The organism is Variovorax sp. W1I1 (genome assembly GCF_030815625.1).
GTDB classification, from domain to species: Bacteria; Pseudomonadota; Gammaproteobacteria; order Burkholderiales; family Burkholderiaceae_C; genus Variovorax; species Variovorax paradoxus_C.
In genome coordinates this window covers 7,013,195-7,037,493 of sequence record NZ_JAUSWZ010000001.1, presented here as the reverse complement: position 1 = coordinate 7,037,493, position 24,299 = coordinate 7,013,195, and the positions used below count along the sequence as shown (strand labels likewise).

Sequence of the window (24,299 nt, the reverse complement as noted above, 5' to 3'; positions counted from 1 at the left end):
GCGCGACGGGGTCTAGCGCGTGGTTACCAAGTGTCTACATAGGGAGAAACAGGTACTACACCGCGTGTGGCGGAGGCCAATCCGCGCACCAGCCAGGTGCGGGTTTCCGCCGGATCGATGACCGCATCGATCTCCAGCGTCTGCGCCATGTGGATCGCCTCGCCGTTCGCGTATTGCTGTGCCACGAGCTTCTTGAAGAGCGCATCGCGCTCATCGCCTTCAGGCACCGCCGCAAGCTCCTTGCGGAAGCCCAGGCGCACCGCGCCTTCGAGCCCCATCGCGCCGAACTCACCCGTGGGCCAAGCGACAGTGAACACCGGCGCATCGAAGCCGCCGGCCGTCATCGCCTGCGCGCCGAGACCGTAGCCCTTGCGCAGCACGACCGCGAAGAAAGGCACGCGCAGATGCGACGCCACCATGAACATGCGGCAGACATGACGCACCTGCGCCTGTGCCTCGATCTCGGGGCCGACCATGAAGCCCGGCGTGTCGCACAGAGAAACGATGGGCAGCCCATGCGCATTGCACAGCTGCATGAAGCGCGCGGACTTGTCTGCAGCCTCCACGTCGATGGCGCCGCCGAGGTGGTGCGGGTTGTTGGCCATGAGGCCGACCGGCTTGCCCTCGATGCGCGCGAGCGCGGTGACGATGCCGGCGCCGAAACCCGCACGCAACTCAAGCAGCGAGCCCGTATCGGCCACGCCGCGCATCGCGGCGCGCACGTCGTACACGCGCAGGCGGTTCTCGGGCACCACGTGGCGCAGCGTGCGCGGGTCGGCGCATTGCCAGTCGGTCGTCGGGCCCTGGAAGTACGAGAGGTACTGCTTCGCCGCTGCGACGGCCGCGGCTTCGTCTTCCACCAGGATGTCGATCACGCCGTTGCGCGACTGCACGCTGCTCGGCCCGATCTGCTCCGGCGCGAAGGTGCCGAGCCCGCCGCCTTCAATCATTGCGGGGCCGCTCATGCCGATGTTGCTGCCGCGCGTGGCGATGATCACGTCCGCGCAGCCCAGCAGCGCCGCATTGCCCGCGAAGCAGCGGCCATGCACGATGCCGACCACCGGCACCTTGCCCGAGAGCGCGGCGAACTGGCTGAAGGTGTGGTTGTTGAGGCCCGCAACGATCGGCATGTCGGTGTCGCCCGGCCGGCCGCCGCCGCCTTCGGCGAACAGCACCACCGGCAGCTTCAGCTGGTGCGCCACCGCCAGCAGCCGGTCGGTCTTGTGGTGGTTGCGCATGCCCTGCGTGCCGGCGAGCACCGTGTAGTCGTAAGCCAGCACGGCGCAGCGCGATTTCTCGGGGCCGAACTGCTTCGCGTTGATGCTGCCGAGGCCGGTGACCATGCCGTCGGCGGGCGTGTTCGCGATCAGGTCTTCGAGCGTGCGGCGACGCGTTTGCGCGGCGATGGCGAGCGCACCGTATTCGATGAAGTTGCCCGGGTCGGCGGCGGTGTCGCAGAGGTCGGCGATGTTCTCGCGCGCGGTGCGGCCGCCTTGTGCGTGGCGTTTGTCGACGGCCGGCTTGCGGTTGGCGTCGAGCGTGGGTGCGTGGCGGTCGATCACCTTCTGCAGATCGGGACGGATCGCATCGAGGTCGTGCTCGGTGCGCGCCTCGGCTTCGACGGCTTGCGCATCGACGGCCTCCAGGCGCACCAGCGACTGGCCTTCGACGAGGTAGTCGCCGGGCTCCGCGAGCAGCGCGACCACGCGGCCCGCAAAGGGCGCGTGCAGCAAGTGCTCCATCTTCATGGCTTCGAGCACGCCGAGCTGCGCGCCGGCAGGGAGCACATCGCCGACGGCCACTTCGAACTGCACGAGCTTTGCGGGCATCGGCGCCTTGACGGTGAGGTCGTCTGCGTCGTCGCCTGCCGAAGTCGGGGACTCTGCAGCGACAGGCGCGATCTGCTTCGCATGCTTTTCATGTGACGCCGCAGCCGCCAGCAAATCGCCCAGGTGCGCTTCGACGAAGCGCGTGTGCACTGCCTGCGTCGCGAACTCAGGCCGCGCGGCGATGGCGCGCAGCAGCGAGAGATTCGTCGCGATGCCATCGATGCGGCACTCGTCCAGCGCGCGCAGCGAGCGGCGCAGCGCATCGGCGAATTTCGGCGACGGCGAATGCACGATCAGCTTGGCGAGCAGCGTGTCGTAGTGCGGTGAAGGCGAGAGACCCGCATAGCCGTGCGTATCGACACGCACACCCGGCCCGCTCGGCAGGTCGAAGCGCGCGAGCGTGCCGCCCGACGGCCGCGCGTTGCCCTGTGCATCGAGCGTCTCGGCGTTGATGCGCCACTGCACCGCGAAGCCACGCTGCGGCGCCGTGCGATCGGCCTCGATGCCCAGCGCGCTGAGGGAGTGGCCAGACGCGACTGCGATCTGCAACTGCACCAGGTCCAGCCCAGTGACGGCCTCAGTCACCGTGTGCTCGACCTGCAACCGCGGATTGGCTTCGATGAAAACGAACGGCAGCGCGGCCGATGCCGCATCGACAAGAAATTCGAAAGTGCCGAGCCCGCGATAGCCGACCGCCTTCGCCATGCGCAGCGCCGCCTGCGTGACCTGCGCGCGCAATGCTTCGGGCAGCGACGGACTGGGCGCGATCTCCACCAGCTTCTGGAAGCGCCGCTGCAAGGTGCACTCGCGCTCGCCCAGACTGGCCACAGCTTGCCCATCGCCCAGCACCTGCACCTCGATGTGCCGGGCATTGCGCATCAGCCGCTCGACGTACACGCCCTCGATGCCGAAAGCCGCCTTGGCCTCAGACATGCAGCGCGCATGCGCCTCGGGCAGATCGGCCGCGTTCAGCACCGCACGCATGCCGCGCCCGCCGCCGCCACCAATCGCCTTGACCATCACGCCCGCACCCTGCGCATGCTGCTCGGCAAAGAAGGTCTGCGCCTCCGCGAGCGTCACGGCGCCTGCACTGCCGGGCATCACGGGCACGTCGCATTGCGCGGCCAGGTCGCGTGCGCGTGCCTTGTCGCCGAAGAGGCCGAGCTGTTCGGGCGTCGGCCCGATGAAGACCAGCCCCGCATCCGCGCACGCCTCGGCGAAATCCGCGCGCTCGCTCAGGAAGCCGTAGCCGGGATGCACCGCATCGCAACCCTTTGCCTTCGCGATCGCGATCAGCGCGGCCACGTCGAGGTACGCGGACGGTCCGGTCGCATCGAGTGCCACCGCCACATCGGCCAGTTGCACATGAAGCGCCGCAGCATCGTCGCGCGCATGCACCGCCACGCTGGCGATACCGAGATCGCGCAAGGCGCGCACCAGCCGCACGGCGATCTCGCCGCGGTTGGCAATCAAAACTTTGGAGAGCACGCGATGTCTTTCAGTTCTTGTCTTTGAGCAGCCGGCGCAGCACCTTGCCGGCGCCCGTCGTAGGCAATGCATCGATGAAGCTCACGGCGCGCGGCGCCTTGTAGCTCGCCATGTTGTCGCGCGACCAAGCGATGAGCGCATCGGCATCGAGCTCGGCATTCGGCTTGCGCACGATGAACGCCTTCACCACCTCGCCCTTCTCGGCATCGGGCTGCGCGATCACCGCGGCCTGCGCCACGGCGGGATGCTTGATGAGGATGGTTTCGACCTCTTCCGGGAACACGCTGTAGCCCGAAACCTTGATCATTTCCTTGAAGCGGCCGATGAAGGTGAGATAGCCGTCGGCATCGAGCTTTCCCATGTCGCCGGTATGCACCCAGCCATTGCGCAGCGTCGCCGCGGTGGCCTCGGGCTTGTTCCAGTAGCCCTTGAAGGAGCCCGGGCTGGTGAGCACGATTTCGCCGACCTCGCCGGTAGGCATGTCGGCGCCCGTATCGGTGTCGATGATGCGGATCGTCACGCCCGGCACCGCAATACCCTGCGTGCCCCAGCGCGGCGCGTGGTGCGGCGTGTAGGTGTCGCAGGTGTGGGTTTCGCTCAGGCCGTAGGCGGCCTCGAACGAACTGCAGTTCGCTGCATGCGAGCGCCACTGCTCGGCCAGCGGCTCGGTGAAGGTGATGCCGAAGCTGGTCACCGGGTTCATCTTCAGGCTCGAGAGGTCAAAGCCTCCGATGTCGGGCACCTGCATGCACGCCACGTTCATCGGCGCGATGCTGTACCACCAGCTCACCTTGTGCGCGGCAATGGCCTGCAGCACCGCGCGCGGATCGAAGCGGTGCAGCAGCACCGAGGTGGCGCCGCTCAACACCGGTACGTTGACGCCCATCAGCATGCCGGCGATGTGATACAGCGGCGCGATGGAAAGCAGCACGTCGTCCGGGCGCACGCCGTTGCAGTCGACCACGGCGCGCGTCTTGAAGAGCGCGTTGCCGTAGCTCAGCATCGCGCCCTTGGGGAGGCCCGTGGTGCCCGAGGTGTAGGTCATGAGCGCGACGTCGTCCATGTCGATGGCGACGGGCTCCGGTTTTGCACCAGACTTCATCACGGCGAGGAAGTCTTCGCAATCGGACGGCACGCTGCGTTCGGCTTTCTGCTTCTGCTCGGCGGCGAGTTCCGCCGGCAGGTCGAGCGCGGCCGGCGTGGGCAGCAGGTCGACGTAATGCACCACGAACATATGCGCCAGCGCGCTCTCGGGCTGCACCTTGCGAACTACCGGCAACAGCGGCGCGGCCGCGACGATCACGCGCGCCTTCAGGTCGTTGACCTGGTAGGCAAGCTCGTGCTCCTTGTTGAGCGGGCCGCTCGGGCAGACGATGGCGCCGATCTTCTGGATGCCGAAGTGCGCGACCAGGTACTGCGGGCAGTTGTTGAGAAAGAGCACCACCGGCTCGCCCTTCTTCACGCCGATGGCCTGCAGCCGCGCGGCGAAGGCGTCGCTTGCGCGGTCGAGTTCGGACCAGCTCATCGCATGGCCGTACCAGATGCAGGCGGCGCGCTCGCCACGCTCTCGTGCATGGGTGCGCAGGTACTCGTGCAGGGGTTGTTGCGGACGGTCGGGCAGTGTCTCCATGGCGTCTCTTTCTCAGGGTTATCGATAGCCGCCTGCACGGGGCAGGCGCTTGCCAATGGGTGCATGGTGCACGAACAATCCTACCCATGGGTATAACTTCCGCGACACGGCAAAAACCCTCTGGGGCCGACAAAGCCGACAACACAGCGACCGCCACCACGGCACAGCTGCATCTACCGCAAGGCACGGGCCGCCAGCGCGCAGCGACACAGAGCACCGACACGCAGCGCGAGCGCATCCTGCAGGCGGCCGCGCAGCTCTTCGCCGCGCAGGGCTACGCCAACACGACGATGGCGCAGATCGTTCGCGCGCTCGGCGTGACCAAGCCCTTCGTGTACTACTACTTCCGCGACAAGCAGGAGATCTTCGAGACGCTCTCGTGGCGCCCCGCGGTCGACTGCTTCACCGCGCTCGACTTCGCGGCCGACGATCCGCGCCGCGCGAGCGAGAAGGTGCTCGAAGGCATCGAGCGGCTGATTCGCGCGACCATCGCGCATCACCCCGTCGCCTTCTTTCCGTACCGCGAGCCGCAGGTGTACCGGCCCGAGTACATTGCGGCGCAGAAGAAGCTCGCGCACCATTTCTACGACCTCTTGTGCCCGCTGCTCGAAGAGGCGCGGCGCGACGGCGACCTCGACTTCGGCGAGACCAAGATCACCGCGCTCGCGGCCTGCAGCCTGCCGGGCTTTCTCTACAGCTGGTACCGCCCCGGCGGCCGACTCTCGCCCGACGAGGTGGTGGCCGAGCTCACGAAGCTCGCGAGCCGCGTGATCGGCCTCAGCGCCAAAGACTGACCAACAACCTCCGGAGACACACCATGAAGTTCAAGAAGGCGCCCTCGGCGCGGATCGCCCTTGCCTGCCTGCTTTGCATCGCAGGTGCCGCGAATGCCCAGCAGCCGACCTACAAGATCGCCTACATCGATCCGCTTTCCGGCCCCTTCGCCAATGTCGGCGAGCTGATGCTGATGCACACGCAATACGCCATCGAAGACATCAACGCCAAGGGCGGCGTGCTCGGCGGCACCAAGCTGCAGTTGCTGCAGTTCGACAGCAAGCTCTCGGCGCAGGAGAGCCAGAGCGCGCTGCAGGCGGCCATCGACCAGGGCGCGAAGGCCATCGTGACGGGCGGCTCGGGCTCCTCGGTAGTGACGGCGCTGGTGCAGTCGGTGGCGCGCTGGAACCAGCGCAATCCGGGCAAGGAGCTGATCGTGCTGAACCACTCCTCCATCGACCCCGAGATGACCGGCAAGGGCTGCAGCTTCTGGCACTTCCAGACCGAGGCCAACACCGCGATGAAGATGAAGGCGCTGGCCAACTACATCAAGAAGACGCCTGACGTGAAGAAGGTCTACCTGCTCAACCAGGACTACGCGCACGGCAAGCAGTGGGCCAGCTACGGCCGCCAGATGGTGGGCCTCGCGCGGCCCGACGTGCAGTTCGTGGGCGAGGCGCTGCACCCCATCGGCCGCGTGAAGGACTTCGCGCCCTACATCGCCAACATCCGCCAGAGCGGCGCCGATTCGGTCATCACCGGCAACTGGGGACAGGACATGACGCTGCTGCTCAAGGCTGCGGGCGATGCGGGCTACAACCTGCGCTACTTCAACCACAGCGCGGGGTCGGTGCCGGGCACGGTCACCGCGGTATCGCAGGCCAAGACGGGGCAGCTCACCTGGGTGGCCGAATGGCATCCGGGCCAGGCCGATACGCCGAAGGCCGATGCGCTGGCCAAGGCCTACAAGGCCAAGACGGGCAAGGACTTTCTTGCGCCGCGCATCGACATGACACCGAGGCTCCTGGCGCTGGCCATCAACAAGGCGGGGAGCGCCGACACCGTGAAGGTGGCACGTGCGCTCGAAGACCTGAGCTTCGATTCGGTGGTCGGCACGGTGCGCATGCGGGCCGAAGACCACCAACTGCTGCTGCCTCAGGTGGTGAACACCATCGCGCCGGTGGACGGCAAGGCGGTGAAGGTGGGTTGGGAAGGGACGAACTACGGCTTTCGCACCGATGCGGTCTATAGCGGGAACGAGCTGGCACAGGGGACCGAGTGCAAGATGGTCCGGCCTTGAAGGCTTTTACTTGCGCTGATTGAGTTCTTTCGGGGTATGTGCGCAGGCCCCCGGGTACTCCCCTCCGCGAATGTCCTCCGCCTTCGGCTCCTCCTTTATTTCGCTGCATGGAGCACCCGATGCCCTGCGCACCTGGACGCGCTGCCGGTGTATCGCTGATCAACCAGAGCTCTGAAAACGAGCACGCCGATGGGGTGCCTTGCGCAGCGAAATCAAGGAGGAGGCGAAGCCGGGGGACATTCGCGGAGCAAGGCACCCCGTCGGCGTGATCGCCGCCCCGAACTCCCAGGACTCCGCCTTAGGGAAACCCCGTCCCGCCCACCGCCGTGCCATCGGGATACTCCGGATTCGCATCCCGGACATCCGAAGCGGGTCCATACCGAAGGCACAACAAGGCACCCATGGCAGGAAAAAACTCGCTCTATCCGATCCCGCATCCGGCAAAGAAACCCTTCGTCGGCAACCTGCTGTCGATCGGCTCCGACTCTCCCGTGCTCGACATGTGGAAGATCGCGCAGGACCTGGGCGGCATCTACTGGCTCGACATGCCGGGCATGCCGGTGATCGTGGTGTCGTCGCCCGCGCTGGTCGACGAACTCTGCGAAGAAGCCCGCTTCGACAAGAGCACGCGCGGCGCCCTGCGCCGGCTGCGCGCCGCATCGCACGGCCTCTTCACCTCCGACACGCACGAGGAGACGTGGTCGAAGCCCCACAACATCCTTTTGGCCAACTTCAGCCAGCGCGCGATGCAGGCCTATCACCCGATGATGCTGGACATCGCGGGCCAACTGGTCACCAAGTGGGAGCGGCTCAATTTCGACGAAGAGGTGGACGTGGTGCGCGACATGACCGCGCTCACGCTGGACACCATCGGCCTGTGCGGTTTCGGCTACCGCTTCAATTCGTTCTACCGCGAAGGCTTCCATCCCTTCGTCGATGCGATGGTGCGCACGCTGGAGACGGTGCAGAACCGTCGGGGCCTCCCGCTCGAGGAGCTGATGCTCAAGAAGGAGCTCGCGCAGCAGCGCAAGGACATCCGCTACATGCACAAGATGGTGGAAGACATCATCGAAGAACGGCGCGCGAGCGGTGCCGACATCGCCACCAAGCCCGACCTGCTGAGCTACATGATCGCGGGCGTGGACAAGAAAAGCGGCGAGCAGCTCACCGACAAGATGATCCGCGACGAGTGCATCGAATTCCTCATCGCGGGCCACGAGACCACGAGCGGCCTGCTCTCCTTCGCGATCTACTTCCTCCTGAACAACCCCGAGGCAATGGCTAAGGCGCAGGCCGAGGTCGACAGCGTGTTCGGCGGCGACACCTCGCAGAAACCCACCTATGCGCAGGTCAATCGGCTGCAGTACGTGATGCAGGTGTTGAAGGAGTCGCTGCGCATGTTCCCGACCGCGCCCGCGATCTCGATGCGCGCCAAGGAAGACACGACCATCGGCGGGCAGTACACGATCAAGAAGAACAACATGGTCATCATGCATGCGCTCGCGCTGCATCGTGACAAGGCCATCTGGGGCGAGAACGCCGACCAGTTCGACCCCGACAACTTCAGCCGCGAAGCCGAGCGCGAGCGGCCTGTGAATGCCTTCAAGCCCTTCGGGAACGGGCAGCGTGCCTGCATCGGGCGGCAGTTCGCATTGCAGGAAGCCGTGCTCACGCTGGGCATGATCCTGCAGCGCTTCAACCTGGTCGATCACACGGGCTACAAGCTCAAGATCAAGGAAGCGCTGACGATCAAGCCGGAGAACTTCAAGATCAAGGCGCTGTTGCGCGATCCGGCCTCGCGCCCGCGCAGCAATGGCGAGACGGCCGCCGCGCCGGATGCGCCCGCCAAGCCCGCCGCGCGCAAGCCCCAGGCTGCACGCCACGGCACCTCGCTGCTGGTGCTGCAGGGCTCCAACCTCGGCACGGCCGAAGACCTCGCGCGGCAGCTGGCCGAGGCCGGCGAGCTGCGCGGCTTTTCCACGCAGGTGGCCTCGCTCGACGACTACGCCGAGCGCCTGCCGGCCAATGGCGCGGTGGCCATCGTCTGCGCCTCGTACAACGGCGTGGCGCCCGACAACGCGGCCGAGTTCCATCGGTGGCTGGACAAGGCCGACGATGCGCTCAACGGCGTGCGCTTCGGCGTGTTCGGCTGCGGCAACACCGACTGGGCCGCCACCTACCAGGCCGTGCCGCGCCGCATCGACGAGCGCCTCGAAACGCTGGGCGCCACGCGCGTGCATCCGCGCGGCGAAGGCGATGCGCGCGAAGACATGGACGGCGCCTTCCAGGACTGGAGCGATGCGCTCTGGCCCGAGCTGGTGAAGGCCTTCGGCATCAAGGCTGGCGCCGACACGCCGGTCGAAGCGGAGCCGCTCTACACGCTCGAGGAACTGCCGCCGCCGCAGAAGAACGCGCTGGTCGATGCACTGGGCGCCGTGGCATTGCGCGTCGTCGAGAACCGCGAACTGCAAAGCCCCGGCGGCGATGCCGGGACCAGCCGCTCCACGCGCCACGTCGAGCTGATGCTGCCCGAGGGCGTGAACTACGTGCCCGGCGACCACCTGAGCGTGGTGCCGCGCAACAGCCCGGCACAGGTCGAACGTGCGATGGCGCGCTTCGGCTTCGACCGCTCGGCGCATGTGCGCCTGTCGGCCGCGCCGGGCCGCAAGACCGCGCTGCCGGTGGACCAGGTGATCGCGGTCGACCGCCTGCTGGGCGACTACGTCGAGTTGCAGGACGTGGCCACGCGCAAGCAGATCGCCACGCTCGCGGCGTATACCGAATGCCCGTTCACCAAGCCGAAGCTGGTCGCGCTCTCGGGCAGCGACGAGGCCTCGCAGGCCGCGTACAAGGCCGAGGTGCTGCACAAGCGCAAGTCGCTGCTCGAATTGCTCGAAGAACACCGCGCCTGCCAGGTGCCGTTCGCGGTGTTCCTCGAAATGCTGTCGCCGCTGTCGCCGCGCTACTACTCGATCTCGTCCTCGCCCTCGATGACGCCGGGCCGCTGCAGCGTGACCGTGGGCGTGGTGAGCGAGCCTGCGCTCTCGGGCAACGGCATCTTCGAGGGCGTGTGTTCCAACTACCTGGCGCGCGCCGAGGCGGGCGACACGGTGCACGGCGTGATCCGCGAGACGACGGCCGAGGGCTTCCGCCTGCCGGAGGACGCCAACCGTCCGCTGATCATGGTCGGCCCCGGCACAGGCCTCGCGCCGTTCCGCGGCTTCCTGCAGGAGCGCGCGGCGCAGGTCGAGCGCGGCGAGGCGCTGGGCGAGGCGATGCTGTTCTTCGGCTGCCGCCACCCGGAGCAGGACTTCATCTACGCCGAGGAGCTGCAGGGCTGGTCGCACCGCGGCCTCATGAAGCTGCACACCGCGTTCTCGCGCTCGGGCGAGCGCAAGGTGTATGTGCAGGACCTGATCCGCGAGCAGGCCGCGGCCGTGTGGAAGCTGCTCGAAGCCGGTGGCGTGATCTACGTGTGCGGCGACGGCTCGCGCATGGAGCCCGACGTGCGGCGCACGCTGACCGACATCGCGCGCGAGCACGGGCACGACAGCAACGCCTGGATGGACAAGATGATTGCCGACCAGCGCTATGTGCTGGACGTGTGGGCCGGCACCTGAAGCCTGCGTGGCACCCAAGAAAAAAGCCGGCAGATGCCGGCTTTTTTCATCGAGCGCGCGATCGATCGATCACATGTCGCGGTCGGGGTCGGGATACACCAGCGGTCCCAGCAAGCCGCGGTTGAAGGGCTTCCACTCGCCCTCTGGCTGCGCCAGCCGGTCGGCCACCGCATAGAGCACCGCGGGGTGCGCGCCGAGCCCCAGGTGGCTCGCCATCACTTCGATGTTTTCCGACTGCGGGCCGGTCTTCTCGATGCTGCAGCGCCAGGCGACGACGCCATCGGTGCGGCTGAAGATCGAGGTGGTCGGCACCGGCGGCGTGGGCTGCACGAACTTCATGCGGCGCGGGTCGTGCGAGCTCTGGCCGCTCACGCCCTCGTACACGCGCCAGGCGTTGGTCGCGCGCGGGCTGCCGGAGAACGGGCTGCCCAGGGTGATAACGTTGCGGATCAGGCCCGAATGAGCCGAAGCCAGCAGCCGCGCATACACGCCGCCGAGGCTCCAGCCGATCACGCTGACCTTCTGGCCGCTCTTGTCGTTCAGGGTCTTGAGCAGCTCGACCATGCCGTCTTCCACGCCTTCGCGCGGACCGAGGTTGCGGCCCAGGCCCCAGCCGTGGGCGTCGTAGCCGCGGCTCGCCAGGTAGCGGCGCAGCAGCAGGGTGGAAACGTCGCTCGCCACGAGGCCCGGCAGCACGAGCACCGGGTGCCCGTCGCCGCGCGGCGTGAGTTGCAGGAGCGGCCACATGGCGATGCCGGCGCCTGTTTCCCAGAGGGCGCGCGCTTCGGCCAGCAGCAGCAGGCGCGAGGGCGGTGCGATGTGATCGTGGGTGGCGGTGGTCATGGGGGTGGCTTCCTTTCGGGTCTTGGGCGTTTTCTCTTTTGTAAGACGAGCATGAGGGGCCATGGTTGCACTCTCCCGTCGGACGACACGCCATTTATCCGAGGTATTTGCCCCTCAGGTAATCAAGGTAAGCCCTCGATTCGCTGGAAACATACGGAGAAACAAGGGTGAGCGTGTAGAAAGCCGCCAAACCGGGATCGGCCTGAGCCAGCGCGTCGCGCCCCGGCACCAGCCGCTCGAACGACAGCCAGCAGGTGGTGGTGAACACCATCTGCAGCGCGAGGATGCGTGCCTGCTCGGCGCTGGTCTCGATCACGCCCGAGGCGACGAGCCCTTCGCACAGCGTTTGCGCGGCCAGGAGGTTCTGCGCGGTGAGCGCCTGCGCGCGCTGGCCGAGGGCCGGGTACTCGCTGGCCAGGAAGGCCATGTCGCGGTAGATGAAGCGGTATTCGTCGATGGCCTCGAAGCGCAGATGCAGCGCGAGCCAGAGGTCGTCGATGGCCGAGATCGATGTCGACGAACCGTTGAGGGCTTCGAGCCGCTGCTCGAAGCGCCGGAACAGCCATTCGACGATCAGCTGCTTGGCCTTGAAGTGGTAGTGCAGGTTGCCGGGGCTCATGCCGAGTTCGGCGGCGATCTTGTGCGTCGACACGGCCGCAAGGCCTTCCGCGTTGAACAGCGCGAGGCTGGTCTGCAGGATGCGATCGCGCGTGGTGTTGGAGCTGGCCACAACCGGGTTGCGTTGTCGTCGCTCAGCGTTTGCTGGTGCCGCCATTGCGGCGCGGGCCGGCCTTGCCTTCGCCACCTTCGCCACGTTCGAATCGCGCGAGGCGTTCGCGCAGGTGCGTCACCTCGTCGCGCAGCGCCTGCACTTCTTCCGCGCTCGGCATGCCCAGGCGCTGCAGGGCGGTGGCGACGCGCTGGTCGAACACGTCCTCGAACTTGCGGATGCCGAAGCTGTCGAGGCTGGGAAAGCCGCGGGTGAGCGCGGCCTTGGCTCCGGCCGCCGCATCGGTCTTGCCCTGCCCGATGCCGAGCAGGCCTTCGATGACGTTGGCCTGGCGCTTGGCGACGTCGTTGCGCACGGTGTCCAGCGCCTTGAGGCCGGCACGCAGCAGGCCTTCGGCCTTGCCGGGTGCGGCGGCGGTGGTCTTCTTTGCCGCGGGCGCCGCCTTGCGGGGCGCAGCAGCTTTCTTCTTAGCAGCCGGCGCTTTGGCCGGAGCTTTTCTGGCAGGCGTCGCCTTCTTCTTCAACTTTGCAGTTTCGTCAGTGCGGGTCGCCATTCAGTGGTGCTCCAGATAGCAGAAAGAAAAAGAGGCGCAGAGCGCCTCGGGGGATCAGGCCGCCTTGCGGGCAGCAGCGCGGCGAACCGGCTTCTTGGCCTTCACGGTGCGCACGGGCTTGGCGATGTCGCCGTCCACGCCGGCCACGCGGGTTTCGATTTGCTTGGCGCCGGCGGCGATGCGGTCGGCGATTTGCACCGAAACGGTCGCGATCGGCTGGTTGATGGCGTTCAGCGTGTTCAGCACCGAGGTGGCAACCGGCGATTCGACGCGGGCCACGCGGCCGGCGACGGTTTCGATGCCGCTGGTGGTGCCGGCGGCAACGCGGTCCATCACGTTCACGATGCGGCTGGTGTCGATGTCCAGGCGGTTGGCCAGGAAGCCGTTGACCTTCTCTTGCGCGCCGATCAGGTTGGCCTTGATCTGTTCGCTCACCAGCGGAATCTGGCGGCTGCCCAGGAAGTTGCTGTAGCGCGTGGCGGCGCCGCCCAGCAGGCGATGCACGCCGGTGCGGTAGGCGCCGACCAGGGTCTTGCCCGCGTCGTTGTATTGGCCGACGACGTGGATGGCTGCGGAAGCGAGGGTGGTTTGCGTGGACATGATGAAGATTTCCTTGAAGTTGAATGGGTCGCTGGATGCGATGGACCCATCTTCTTCCGAAGGGCCTAGGCCTGCAAAACTAGAACGGTCGGAAAACTAGTCCAACTGCCCCAATTTTCTGGCCTGGCGCCCCTACTTCGCTTCGATCACGCCGCGGCCGCCCTGGGAGAGGCACTGGCCCGCTTAGCCGGTGCGGCCTTTCGGGCTGCGGGCTTGGCGGTGGTCTTGATGGGTGCCGCCTTGCCCGTCTTCTTGGCAGGCGCCTTTTTCGCCGGTGCCTTGGCTGCGGCAGCCTTGACCGGCGCGGCCTTCTTGGCGGTTGCGCTCACAGCCGCCTTCTTGCGCGCTGCCGGCTTCTTCGCGGCGGCGGGCGCTGCCTCCTCCTCGGCGTCCGGCGCATGGGCTGCAACGGGTGCGGGCTTGGGCGCCGTGACGCCCGCGGCGGACGGGTGCTTCTGCGTCAGGTCCATCAGGAGCTTGTGCTCGGCCAGCATGTAGTCGCCGATCTCGGTGATGTCGGGCACGGCGCGGCGGCAGGCGATCAGGCCGTAGTCCATGCGGCCGTTGTAGCTCTGCACCGTGACGTTGAGCGCCGTGCCGTGGCTCGCGATCGACACCGGGTAGTAGCAGGTGACCAGCGCACCCGCGAAGTACATCGGGAACGGCGCGCCCGCCACGTTGGAAATCGCCACGTTGGCCGCCGGCGGCAAGAGGTTCACAAGCCCCGAGCGGCCCACCATCGAAGCGATGCCCGACACGAGCCAGGGCGCGGCGAAGGTCGGGAAGTCGTCGAGGATCACAGCCTTGAAGCGGTTCATCGTCGACTTCGAGCTGTTCGACGACGCATTGATCGCCTTCAGCCGCTGGATCGGGTCGGTGATGTCGGTCGCCAGGCTCACCAGGATCATGCTGGCCTGGTTGTTGGCCGTGTCGTCGCCCGCTTCGCGCAGGCTCACCGGCACGCCGGCCACCAGCGGCTTGGCGGGCAGCTCGTTGTTGTCGGCCAGGTAGTGGCGCAACGCACCGGCCACGGTGGCCATGACCACGTCGTTCAGCGATACGCCGAAGTGCTTGGCGATGTACTTGGTCTCGGCCAGCGAGATGGTGCGGCCGGCGAAGGTGCGCTGGTTGGTGATCGACACGTTCAGCGAGGTGCGCGGCGCGAAGAGGTTGAACTTCTTCGGCGCGGTGGCGGTGGCCTTCTCGGCCGCTTTCTCGTCGGGCTTCGCGAGGCCGCCGATGGCGCGTGCAATGGCCGGCGCCATCTTGAAGAGCTTGACGTACTGCTGCGCCGTGTTGCGCAGCGCGGCGGTCGCGAGTTCGGCCATGCCGAGCTGGTAGCCGCTGGCGCGCGGGCGTGAGCGCGGCGGCTTCACCACGCGGCCCGTGGCCTCCAGGTCGAAGATCGCCTTGCCCACCTCGACGCCGGCCTGCCCGTCGATGCCCGCGTGGTGCACCTTGGTGTAGAGCGCGACCTGCCCGCTCTTCAGGCCATCGATGATGAAGAACTCCCACATCGGACGGCTGCGGTCGATGAGCGTGGAATGCAGCCGCGCCACGTACTGCTGCAACTGGCGGTTGGTGCCGGGCTTGGGCAGTGTGATGTGGCGCACGTGGTAGTCGAGGTCGATGTCCTCGTCGTCCACCCACACGGGGTTGGACATGTCGAAGGGCATGAGCGCGAGCTTGCGCGTGAACACGTCGGCCAGGTGGATGCGACTGGCCATGAACTGCTTGGCGTCTTCGTAGAAATCGCCCTTGTAGCCCTTGGGCAAATCGAGCACGTTCAGCGAGCCCACGTGCATCGGCATCTCGGGCGTTTCCAGGTGCAGGAAGGTGGCATCAAGTCCGCTCAGGTGTTTCATGTGTTGTGTCTCCTTGGTGGGGCATGCGCCGTTCGGCAGGATACCCCGCACATGGCGTTCGTGGGCCCCGCCTGCTTCAGTGTTTCCACCGAGGTTTTCCCGGTAATGAAAAAGTGGCCGCGGCCGCAAGAACCGCTCGCAGCGCCTTTTTCACAGGGGCTCCGTACACTGCCATCCATGACATCCACCCCCTCCCCGACCCCGCAAGACGACCACCTCTGGCTCGAAGACATCGACGGCAAGACCCAACTCGACTGGGCCCGCCAGGAGAACGCGAAGACCGTGCAGACGTATGCGCAGTCGCCCGCCTTCAAGGCGCTCGAAGCGGGCATCCTCGAAGTGCTCGACTCGGACGAACGGATTCCGATGGTCCGCAAGATCGGCCCCTTCTTCTACAACTTCTGGCGCGACAAGGAGCACCCCAAGGGCCTCTGGCGCCGCACCACGCTCGCCGAGTACCGCAAGCCGCAGCCCGCGTGGGAAACCGTGATCGACATCGACGCCCTCGCCGCGGCCGACAAGGAGAACTGGGTCTGGCACGGCGCCGACTGCCTGGAGCCCGACTACAAGCGCTGCTTGATTTCGCTCTCGCGCGGCGGCGCCGATGCCGACGTGGTGCGCGAGTTCGACCTGCACAGCAAGACCTTCGTCGAAGGCGGCTTCACGCTCCCCGAGGCGAAGAACCACGTGGGCTGGAAAGACATCGACCACCTCTACGTGGCCACCGATTTCGGCCCCGGCTCGATGACCAGCTCGAGCTACCCGCGCATCGTGAAGGAATGGAAGCGCGGCACACCGCTCGAGGCCGCCGTCACGGTGTATGAAGGCGCGCACGAGGACATGTCCGTGAGCGCCTACCGCGACAACACGCCCGGCTTCGAGCGCGATTTCGTCTCGCGCCAGATCGACTTCTACGAAAGCGAGACCTGGCTGCGCGGCACCGGCGGCTCGCTCACCAAGATCGATGTGCCCGACGACTCCAACACCGACATCTTCCGCGAGTGGATGCTGATCGAGCCGCGCGAAGACTGGACAGTGGGCGGCGCCACCTACAAGTCGGGCTCGCTGCTGGCCGCGAAGTTCGACGACTACATGGCCGGCAAGCGCGAGCTCACCGTGCTGTTCGCGCCCGACGACACGACCGCGCTCGACAGCCATTCGTGGACGCACCACCACCTCATCCTCAACGTGATGCACGACGTGGTGAACCAGCTCGAAGTGCTCACGCCGCAGGACGGCGGCCCATGGAAGCGCGAGAGCCTGGGCGGTGCGCCCGCGCTCTCCACCATCGCGGCCGGCGGCATCGACGAGGACGAGAACGACGACTACTTCCTCACGGTGAGCGGCTTCCTGCAGCCGACCACGCTCTACATCGGCACCATCGGCCAGGGCGAGCCGGAGGTGCTGAAGGACAGCCCCGGCTTTTTCGATGCCTCGCGCTACGCCGTGAGCCAGCATTTCGCGGTGTCGAAGGACGGCACGCGCGTGCCCTACTTCGAGATCGCGCCCAAGGACCTGAAGGCCGACGGCACCAATCCGACGCTGCAGTACGCCTACGGCGGCTTCGAGATCTCGCTGCAGCCGAGCTACAGCGGCAGCATCGGCCGCGCGTGGCTGGAGCAGGGCGGCGTCTATGTCATCGCCAACATCCGCGGCGGCGGCGAGTACGGCCCGCGCTGGCACCAGGCCGCGCTGCAGGAGAACCGGCTTCGCACCTGCGAAGACTTCGCGGCCGTCTCCGAAGACCTGATCGCGCGCGGGATCACATCGCCGAAACACCTGGGCGCCATGGGCGGCAGCAACGGCGGCCTTTTGATGGGCAACATGCTCACGCTCTACCCGCAGCTCTACGGCGCGATCGTGAGCGAGGTGGCGCTGCTCGACATGCAGCGCTACACGCACCTGTCGGCCGGCGCCTCGTGGATCGCGGAATACGGCGACCCCGACCAGCCGGAGGAATGGGCGTTCATCCGCACCTTCTCGCCCTATGAGAACGCGAAGGCCGACGCGCATTACCCGCCCGCGCTCTTCACCACCTCGACCCGCGACGATCGCGTGGGCCCCGTGCATGCGCGCAAGATGCATGCGAAGCTGGCCGCGCAAGGCCACGACACCAGCTTCTACGAGAACATGGAAGGCGGGCACAGCGCGGCGACGGACAACAAGGAGTCCGCCTTCATGGATGCGCTGGGCTATGCGTATCTCTGGCAGCACATAGGCAAGACGGAGTGAGCCGCCGAGTCGGTCCGAACGCAGCACGCAGCACGGAGGTCATCTGAATGAACACCACCCTCGAACTGATCGGCGCGCCGACCGACATCGGCGCCAGCGTGCGCGGCGCGGGCATGGGGCCCGACGCGTTGCGCGTGGCCGGCGTGGCCGAGGCCCTCGCCGGGCAGGGCTTCACGGTCCTCGACCGCGGCAACCTCGCCGGCCCGGCCACGCCCTGGGCGCCGCCGGCCAACGGCCTGCGCCATCTCGCCGAGGTGATCGCGTGGAACCGCTCGGTCTACAACGCCGTCGACACCGCGCTGGGCCTGAACCACGTGCCGCTGATGCTGGGCGGCGACCACTGCCTGGCCATCGGCTCGATCAGCGCGGTGGCCTGGCATGCACGCAAGCGCGGCAAGAAGCTGCGCGTGCTGTGGCTCGATGCGCACTCCGACGTCAACACCGAGACGACGAGCCCCAGCGGCAACCTGCACGGCATGCCGGTCTCCTGCCTCTTGGGCCACGGCCCCGCGGAGCTGACCGGCTGGAGCGGCGAGCGCGCGGCGCTGGCGCACGAGGCGGTCCGCTTCATCGGCATTCGCAGCGTCGACTCGGACGAAAAAGAGGCCATCCGCACGCTCGGCCTGAACGTGTTCGACATGCGCCACATCGACGAGCACGGCATGCGCACCACCATGACCGAGGCGCTGCAGGATGTCGACGACGACACCCACCTGCACGTGAGCTTCGACCTGGATTGCCTCGACCCCAACATCGCGCCTGGCGTGGGCACCGGCGTGCGCGGCGGCCCGACCTACCGCGAAATGCAGCTGTGCATGGAAATGATCTCCGACACCGGGCGGCTGTGCTCGCTCGACGTGGTGGAACTCAACCCCGCGCTCGATGTGCGCAACCAGACAGCGGAAATCGCCGTGGAGCTGATCGAGAGCCTGTTCGGCAAGTCGACGCTGGTGCGCTAAGCGATATAGGCCGCGCGCTCAGCCGCGATTCGGCGAGGGGGCGACCGGGAAACTGGTGGCGGGTGCGGGCGCTGCCGCCGGCGCTTCGGCCGGCATGTCGGGCGGCGCATCGGCACCGCCGCCCTCGAGGAAGCGGTCGAGGAGCGTGAAGAAGCGATCGTAGAAACGTTCGTCGGTGAGCGTTTCGCTGGCCACCTTGACCATCGCGTCGTCGCTGCCGGCAAAGGGAAGCGACAGCGACCCGAAGGCGCCGACGCCCACGCTGGCCGAGTTGTTGACCTTCTTGATGCCGTAGCGGTCCTGCAGCGCGGTTGCGAAAGCCACGGTGCTCTGTTTGCCGGACCTGCCGCCCTTGCCGCCCTCCCGCGCGCAGACCACGCGGAACTCGACTTCGACATGCACCTCGGACGCCGGCTGGAAGCTCTTGCGCCCGGTCACCAGGTCGGCGTTGGCCGCGGTGACCATGTAGCCCTGGCTCAGCAGCGCGCGGCGCGCGGCCTCGCAGGTCTGGGCCTCGGTGGCGGCGTAGTTGCGTGTGTGGGTGGTGGTGGAGTCGAACTCCTCCGGCTCGTACGACACGCGCCGCGAAGCGCTGCCGCAGCCGGCCAGCACGAGGGCGGACAGAAGGCTCAGGACGAGAACCGGCGTGCGGAGGGAAGAAGCTGAAGAAAAGGAATTGAAGTGGGACGGCATGGCGCGGCGAATGCTAACCGGCGCCTCCGCCGGCAAGGCTTCGAGCGCGGCGGCGTGCCGGCGTTCCCGGGCGGCGGAAATTTTCAGGACCACATCAGCACGTGATGCGCCCGCGCCTTGGTGGCGGCGATCAGCCGCGCGTTGGGCGCATCGGTGCTGGCCACCCAGTCGCGCGCGGCCTCGGCGCTGCGGCCGAACTGCTGGTGGCGCGCGACGAGGCGCTGCTCGCGCACTGCGTCGTCGATGTCCACGTACCAGACCTCGTCGAGCATCGCCGCCGCACCGGCCCAGGGGCCGACGTCGTGCAGGAGGTAGTTGCCTTCGGTGATGACGAGTTGCGTCGAGGGCAGCACCGCGATGGCGCCGGCAATCGGCTCCTCGATCTCGCGGCGGAATTCGGGGGCATAGACGATGTCGCCGTCGGGGCGCTGGTCGCGCAGCCGCTGCAGCAGGGCGACGTAGCCGGCGCTGTCGAAGGTATCGGGCGCGCCCTTGCGGTCGGCGCGGCCCAGGCGCCGGAGTTCGAGGTTGGCGAAATGGAAGCCGTCCATCGGCACGACCTGCGCGCGGTCGGCGCCGGCCGCCTGGAGCAGCGCCGCCGCGAGCGTGGACTTGCCCGCGCCGGGCGCACCGACCAGGCCGAGCAGCTTGCGCTGCCCGCTGGCCATGAGCGCCTGCAGACGGGCGAGGCCGTCCGCGGGAATGGAAGGGAGGTTTTGCACGGGCATGGTGGTCATGTCCCGAGCGTACCGCCCCGCCCTGTCAAAAAATCATGGGTACAGGCCGCGTTCCTGGCGCGCCGTGAGAATCCGCTCGCAAGCCACCGCATAGGTCGCCGTGCGCAGCGTGATCTTGTGCTTGTCGGCCGTGTCCCAGATCTGGTTGAGCGCGTTCATCATGATGCGGTCGAGGCGCACGTTGATCTCGTCCTCGTCCCAGAAGAAGGACGAGAAGTCCTGCACCCATTCGAAGTAGCTCACTGTCACGCCGCCGGCATTGCAGATCACGTCGGGCACCACCAGCACGCCGCGCTCGGCGAGGATGTCGTCGGCGGTGGGCACCGTGGGGCCGTTGGCGCCTTCGAGCACCAGCTTGGCGGTGGTTTTCTGCGCGCGTTCGGCGGTGATCTGGCCTTCGAGGGCGGCCGGGATCAGGATGTCGCAGGCCGTGTCCCAGAAGGCTTCGTTGGGCACCACGTCGCCGCCCTTGAAGGCGATGACGCCTTCCTTGTTGGCGATGGGGATGAGCGTCGCGAGGTCCAGGCCGTTGGTGTTGACGATGGTGCCGGTGTGGTCCTGCACGGCCACGATCTTGGCGCCCGCTTCGGCGAAGAGTTCGGCCGCGACCGAGCCCACGTTGCCGAAGCCCTGCACCGCGATGCGCGCGCCGCGCAGGTCCATGCCCAGACGCCGCGCCGCTTCGCGGCCTGTGACGAATACGCCGCGGCCGGTGGCCTTCACGCGGCCGAGCGAACCGCCCAGGTGCAGCGGCTTGCCGGTGACGACGCCGGTGGCGGTGCCGCCGACGTTCATCGAATAGGTGTCCATCATCCACGCCATGATCTGCCCGTTGGTGTTGACGTCGGGCGCGGGAATGTCGGTGTGCGGGCCGATGATGATGCCGATCTCGCTGGTGTAGCGGCGGGTGATCTTTTCGAGCTCCTGCAGCGAGAGCTTCTTCGGATCGACGCGGATGCCGCCCTTGGCGCCGCCGTAGGGCAGGTTCACCGCGGCGGTCTTGATGGTCATCCAGGCCGACAGGGCCATCACTTCTTCCAGCGTGACATCGGGGTGGAAGCGCACGCCGCCCTTGCCCGGGCCGCGGCTCATGTTGTGCTGCACGCGGTAGCCCTCGAAGTGGGCGATGGTGCCGTCGTCCATTTCGATGGGCACGTCCACGATCAGTGCGCGCTTGGGGCGCTTCAGCGTTTCGACCCAGCGGGCCAGCGGGCCGAGGTACGGCACGACACGGTCGACCTGGGAGAGGTACGTTCCCCACGGGCTGTTGGCGGTGGGGGAGACGAAGGAGAGTTTTTCACTCATGAGAGATCCCTTGGGTTGGAACTGAGGTGGCCGCAACGATAGACCTCTCGCGCCCGTCGCGCCATGGCTTATGCGCGCCGCGCTGGCGGTTATGCAAGAGACGTTAGGCGGCGCTGTTCCGGGGGCGGATCGCAGCGGGCATCGGCAGATAACCAAACTGTCATCGACCGGTTATCGATCGCGCGGATGCGCTTCATAGAGTTGGCTTCACCAACCATCACCTCAAGGAGTCAGCAAATGAAGTCCTCTTCTTCCACCACCCGCACCACCCGCATCCTGGGCACCGCCACCGTCGCCGCACTGCTGGCCATCGCCTCGGCGCCGAGCCTTGCAGGCAACTACGCCGAAGGCGATCCGCGGCCGGTGCCGCTCGTCTCGTCCACGACGCGCGCTGAGGTGACGGCCGATGCGCAACAGTGGTTGAAGAGCGCGCCCACGCAGGGCTACACCGCCGGCTACGCGTCGCAGGCGGCCGTCGTTTCCGCAAACAGCCGCGCCGCCGTGGCGGCCGACACGCGGCTGTGGATCCAATCGGGCCTCGCCGCGCTGCAGAACGGCGAAGCCGGCGCCGACACGACGCGGCCTGCTTACCGCCAGGCCATGGCCGAATACACCAAGCTGCGTGCGAGCCCCGCCTACGGTGCGTTGGTCGATCAGCTCGCGAGCCAGCAGGCGGCCGCGCAGTCGCGTGCCACCGTTCGCTGAGCGGCAAGGCGCCGGGTAGGTACCGCGGGAAGGATCGACGCAGGGTAGGAACAGGGCATTTCCTTGGTTCTATCTCCTATGGCCAGGCACCATAGGCCGCACCTTCTGCAATGAATCGATGCACGGACCGGATAATTCTCCGATGCTCGACCTCGACCGCATCGACCTGCGCCTCTTGAAGATCCTTCAGGAGGACGGGCGCATCACCAACCTCAAGCTGGCCGAGGCGGTGGCGCTTTCGCCCACCGCGGTGCTGGCGCGCGTGCAGCGCCTGACGCGCGACGGCTTCATCCTCGGCTACGAGGCGCGCCTCGATGCCGAGAAGCTGGGCCGCGGCTTCACGGTGTTCGTCGAGGTGCTGCTCGACCGCACCACGCCCAATGTCTTCGACCAGTTCAAGGCCGCGGTGCAGGTGCGCGACGAGATCATGGAATGCCACATGGTCGCTGGCGGCTTCGACTACCTGCTCAAGACCCGCATGGCCGACATGGCCGCGTACCGCGAGTTCGCGGGCACGGTGCTGTGGCAACTGCCCGGGGTGCGCGAGACGCGGACCTATGCGGTGATGGAAGAGGTGAAGAGCAGCGCACGGCTGCCTCTGGGGATCTGAAGCCGGCCGTTCAGGCGGGCTTGCGGGCCCGGCCTCCGAAGATCGCGGTGCCGACCCGCACCATCGTGCTGCCGGCGCTGATCGCCGCTTCGAGGTCGGCGCTCATGCCGAGCGACAGCGTGTCGAGCGCGATGCCGGCTTCCCTGATCGATTCGAAAACCGCATGCGCCCGCAGGCACAGATCGCGCTGCGCCACGAAATCGGGCGCCGGTTCGGGGATCGCCATGAGCCCGCGCAGCCGCAGATGTGGCAACGCCGCCACAGCGCGGGCGAGCTCCAGCGCCTCTTCCGGCGGCACGCCGGACTTGTTCGCGCCGCCGTCCACGTTAACCTGAAGGCATACATTGAGCGGCGCCAGATGGGCCGGCCGCTGCGCCGACAGGCGCTCGGCGATCTTGAGCCGGTCGACGCCGTGGACCCAGTCGAACTGCTCGGCCACCGGCCGCGTCTTGTTGCTTTGCAGAGGGCCGATGCAGTGCCATTCGAGGGAGGCGCGCAGATCGGCGAGCGCCTCGATCTTGTCCAGCCCCTCCTGCACATAGTTCTCGCCGAAGGCCGTTTGGCCCGCGGCATGCGCATCGCGCACCGCGTCGGCCCCGAAGGTCTTGGACACCGCCAGCAGCCGGACCCCGGCCGGGTCGCGGCCGGCCGTTACACATGCCGCCTCGATCCGGTTCTTTACTTGCTGGAGGTCGTCGCCAATCATCGTCATAATCGTCCAAAATCGTATCAAAACGTCACCGAACCCGAGCCGAGGATCCCCGTGGACATCACCCAACTGCTGGCATTCAGCGTCAAGAACAAAGCCTCCGACCTGCACTTGTCGGCCGGGCTGCCGCCCATGATCCGCGTCAATGGCGACGTGCGCCGCATCAATGTCGATGCGCTCGACCACAAGGGCGTGCACGCGATGGTGTACGACATCATGAGCGACACGCACCGCAAGCACTACGAAGAGTTCCTGGAGGTCGACTTCTCGTTCGAGATCGACGGCCTCGCGCGCTTCCGCGTGAACGCCTTCAACCAGGCACGCGGCGCGGCCGCGGTGTTCCGGACCATTCCTTCGAAGATCCTCACGCTCGAGCAACTGAACGCGCCGAAGATTTTCGGCGAACTGGCGCTGAAGCCGCGCGGGCTCGTGCTGGTGACGGGCCCCACGGGCTCGGGCAAGTCGACCACGCTGGCGGCGATGGTGAACTACCTCAACGAAAACGAGTACGGCCACATCCTCACGGTGGAAGACCCGATCGAATTCGTGCACGAATCGAAAAAGTGCCTCATCAACCAGCGCGAAGTGGGTCCGATGACGCTGTCGTTCTCCAACGCGCTGCGCTCTGCCCTCCGCGAAGACCCGGACGCCATTCTTGTGGGCGAACTGCGCGACCTGGAGACGATTCGCCTCGCGATGACCGCGGCCGAAACGGGCCACCTGGTGTTCGGCACGCTGCACACCTCGTCGGCCGCCAAGACCATCGACCGGATCATCGACGTGTTCCCGGGCGAAGAGAAGGAAATGATCCGCGCGATGCTCTCGGAGTCGCTGCAGGCCGTGATTTCGCAGACGCTGTGCAAGACCAAGGACGGCCAGAGCCGCGTGGCGGCGCACGAGATCATGCTGGGGACACCGGCCATCCGGAACCTGATCCGCGAGGCCAAGGTCGCGCAGATGTACTCCACCATCCAGACCGGCCAGGGCTCCGGCATGCAGACGCTCGACCAGAACCTGATGGAACTGGTTCGCCGCAACACGATTTCCGCTGCCGAAGCGCGCGGAAAAGCAAAGATTCCCGAAAATTTCCCCGGCTGATTCACAACAGCCCATCGGA

Annotated in this window: 19 protein-coding genes; 8 read left to right on the top strand and 11 right to left on the bottom strand. The window is 67.0% G+C overall.

Annotation, left to right across the window (positions count from 1 at the left end; all coding sequences use genetic code 11):
* Positions 1-23 precede the first annotated feature (23 nt).
* Positions 24-3,317 carry a carboxyl transferase domain-containing protein gene (locus QFZ83_RS32595; protein WP_307512559.1) on the bottom strand — a complete coding sequence of 1,098 codons (3,294 nt, stop codon included), beginning with the start codon at positions 3,315-3,317 and terminating at the stop codon, positions 24-26.
* 10 nt (positions 3,318-3,327) lie between these two features.
* Positions 3,328-4,947 carry an AMP-binding protein gene (locus QFZ83_RS32590; protein WP_307512557.1) on the bottom strand — a complete coding sequence of 540 codons (1,620 nt, stop codon included), beginning with the start codon at positions 4,945-4,947 and terminating at the stop codon, positions 3,328-3,330.
* Between the two features lie 86 nt (positions 4,948-5,033).
* Here QFZ83_RS32590 and QFZ83_RS32585 point away from each other — a divergent pair, with 86 nt between their 5' ends.
* From QFZ83_RS32585 to QFZ83_RS32575, 3 genes are all read left to right on the top strand, one after another.
* Complete coding sequence (locus QFZ83_RS32585; RefSeq protein WP_307512556.1) at positions 5,034-5,741, top strand: TetR/AcrR family transcriptional regulator; 708 nt, start codon at positions 5,034-5,036, stop codon at positions 5,739-5,741.
* 23 nt (positions 5,742-5,764) lie between these two features.
* A complete protein-coding gene (locus QFZ83_RS32580; RefSeq protein ID WP_307512554.1) occupies positions 5,765-7,021 on the top strand; it encodes a branched-chain amino acid ABC transporter substrate-binding protein in 1,257 nt (418 codons plus the stop codon).
* Between the two features lie 401 nt (positions 7,022-7,422).
* Positions 7,423-10,641: a bifunctional cytochrome P450/NADPH--P450 reductase gene (locus QFZ83_RS32575; RefSeq protein WP_307512552.1), complete on the top strand. Its 3,219-nt coding sequence runs from the start codon at positions 7,423-7,425 to the stop codon at positions 10,639-10,641.
* Positions 10,642-10,710: 69 nt separating this feature from the next.
* On the opposite strand, the gene QFZ83_RS32570 is transcribed toward QFZ83_RS32575, so the two are convergent.
* The 5 genes from QFZ83_RS32570 to QFZ83_RS32550 all read right to left on the bottom strand — a co-directional run bounded on the left by QFZ83_RS32570 (position 10,711) and on the right by QFZ83_RS32550 (position 15,232).
* Entirely contained in the window at positions 10,711-11,484 is a 774-nt protein-coding gene (locus QFZ83_RS32570) for a triacylglycerol lipase (protein WP_306882613.1), read from the bottom strand.
* A gap of 94 nt (positions 11,485-11,578) precedes the next feature.
* Positions 11,579-12,214, bottom strand: a complete 636-nt coding sequence (locus QFZ83_RS32565; RefSeq protein WP_041943069.1) for a TetR/AcrR family transcriptional regulator — start codon at positions 12,212-12,214, stop codon at positions 11,579-11,581.
* Between the two features lie 22 nt (positions 12,215-12,236).
* Entirely contained in the window at positions 12,237-12,767 is a 531-nt protein-coding gene (locus tag QFZ83_RS32560) for a phasin family protein (protein ID WP_013543819.1), read from the bottom strand.
* 54 nt (positions 12,768-12,821) lie between these two features.
* Entirely contained in the window at positions 12,822-13,367 is a 546-nt protein-coding gene (locus QFZ83_RS32555) for a hypothetical protein (RefSeq protein WP_307512549.1), read from the bottom strand.
* A 146-nt stretch (positions 13,368-13,513) separates the two neighbouring features.
* A complete protein-coding gene (locus QFZ83_RS32550) occupies positions 13,514-15,232 on the bottom strand; it encodes a wax ester/triacylglycerol synthase family O-acyltransferase (protein ID WP_307512547.1) in 1,719 nt (572 codons plus the stop codon).
* A gap of 177 nt (positions 15,233-15,409) precedes the next feature.
* On the opposite strand from QFZ83_RS32550, the gene QFZ83_RS32545 reads away from it, so the two are divergent.
* Both QFZ83_RS32545 and rocF read left to right on the top strand, forming a co-directional pair.
* The gene (locus QFZ83_RS32545; RefSeq protein WP_307512545.1) at positions 15,410-17,464 is read left to right on the top strand and encodes a prolyl oligopeptidase family protein; all 2,055 of its coding nucleotides are present in this window, start codon (positions 15,410-15,412) and stop codon (positions 17,462-17,464) included.
* A 47-nt stretch (positions 17,465-17,511) separates the two neighbouring features.
* On the top strand, positions 17,512-18,423 hold the full coding sequence (gene rocF / locus QFZ83_RS32540; RefSeq protein ID WP_307512543.1) for an arginase: 912 nt from the start codon (positions 17,512-17,514) through the stop codon (positions 18,421-18,423).
* A gap of 18 nt (positions 18,424-18,441) precedes the next feature.
* Here the strand turns inward: rocF and QFZ83_RS32535 are convergent, their stop codons facing one another.
* From QFZ83_RS32535 to QFZ83_RS32525, 3 genes are all read right to left on the bottom strand, one after another.
* Positions 18,442-19,116 carry a DUF2242 domain-containing protein gene (locus QFZ83_RS32535; protein WP_307512542.1) on the bottom strand — a complete coding sequence of 225 codons (675 nt, stop codon included), beginning with the start codon at positions 19,114-19,116 and terminating at the stop codon, positions 18,442-18,444.
* Positions 19,117-19,199: 83 nt separating this feature from the next.
* Positions 19,200-19,853 (bottom strand): nucleoside/nucleotide kinase family protein, encoded by a 654-nt coding sequence (locus QFZ83_RS32530; RefSeq protein WP_307512540.1) that lies wholly within the window; start codon positions 19,851-19,853, stop codon positions 19,200-19,202.
* Positions 19,854-19,886: 33 nt separating this feature from the next.
* On the bottom strand, positions 19,887-21,158 hold the full coding sequence (locus QFZ83_RS32525; protein WP_013543826.1) for a Glu/Leu/Phe/Val dehydrogenase: 1,272 nt from the start codon (positions 21,156-21,158) through the stop codon (positions 19,887-19,889).
* 237 nt (positions 21,159-21,395) lie between these two features.
* Between QFZ83_RS32525 and QFZ83_RS32520 the strand changes: the two genes are divergently transcribed.
* Together QFZ83_RS32520 and QFZ83_RS32515 are read left to right on the top strand one after the other, a co-directional pair.
* Positions 21,396-21,863: a hypothetical protein gene (locus tag QFZ83_RS32520; RefSeq protein WP_307512538.1), complete on the top strand. Its 468-nt coding sequence runs from the start codon at positions 21,396-21,398 to the stop codon at positions 21,861-21,863.
* 142 nt (positions 21,864-22,005) lie between these two features.
* Positions 22,006-22,473, top strand: coding sequence for an Lrp/AsnC ligand binding domain-containing protein (locus tag QFZ83_RS32515; protein ID WP_307512537.1), 468 nt, complete (start codon positions 22,006-22,008; stop codon positions 22,471-22,473).
* Between the two features lie 10 nt (positions 22,474-22,483).
* Here the strand turns inward: QFZ83_RS32515 and QFZ83_RS32510 are convergent, their stop codons facing one another.
* Positions 22,484-23,185 carry a YggS family pyridoxal phosphate-dependent enzyme gene (locus tag QFZ83_RS32510; protein ID WP_307512535.1) on the bottom strand — a complete coding sequence of 234 codons (702 nt, stop codon included), beginning with the start codon at positions 23,183-23,185 and terminating at the stop codon, positions 22,484-22,486.
* A 51-nt stretch (positions 23,186-23,236) separates the two neighbouring features.
* On the opposite strand from QFZ83_RS32510, the gene QFZ83_RS32505 reads away from it, so the two are divergent.
* Positions 23,237-24,280, top strand: a complete 1,044-nt coding sequence (locus QFZ83_RS32505) for a type IV pilus twitching motility protein PilT (protein WP_013543830.1) — start codon at positions 23,237-23,239, stop codon at positions 24,278-24,280.
* Positions 24,281-24,299: the final 19 nt, after the last annotated feature.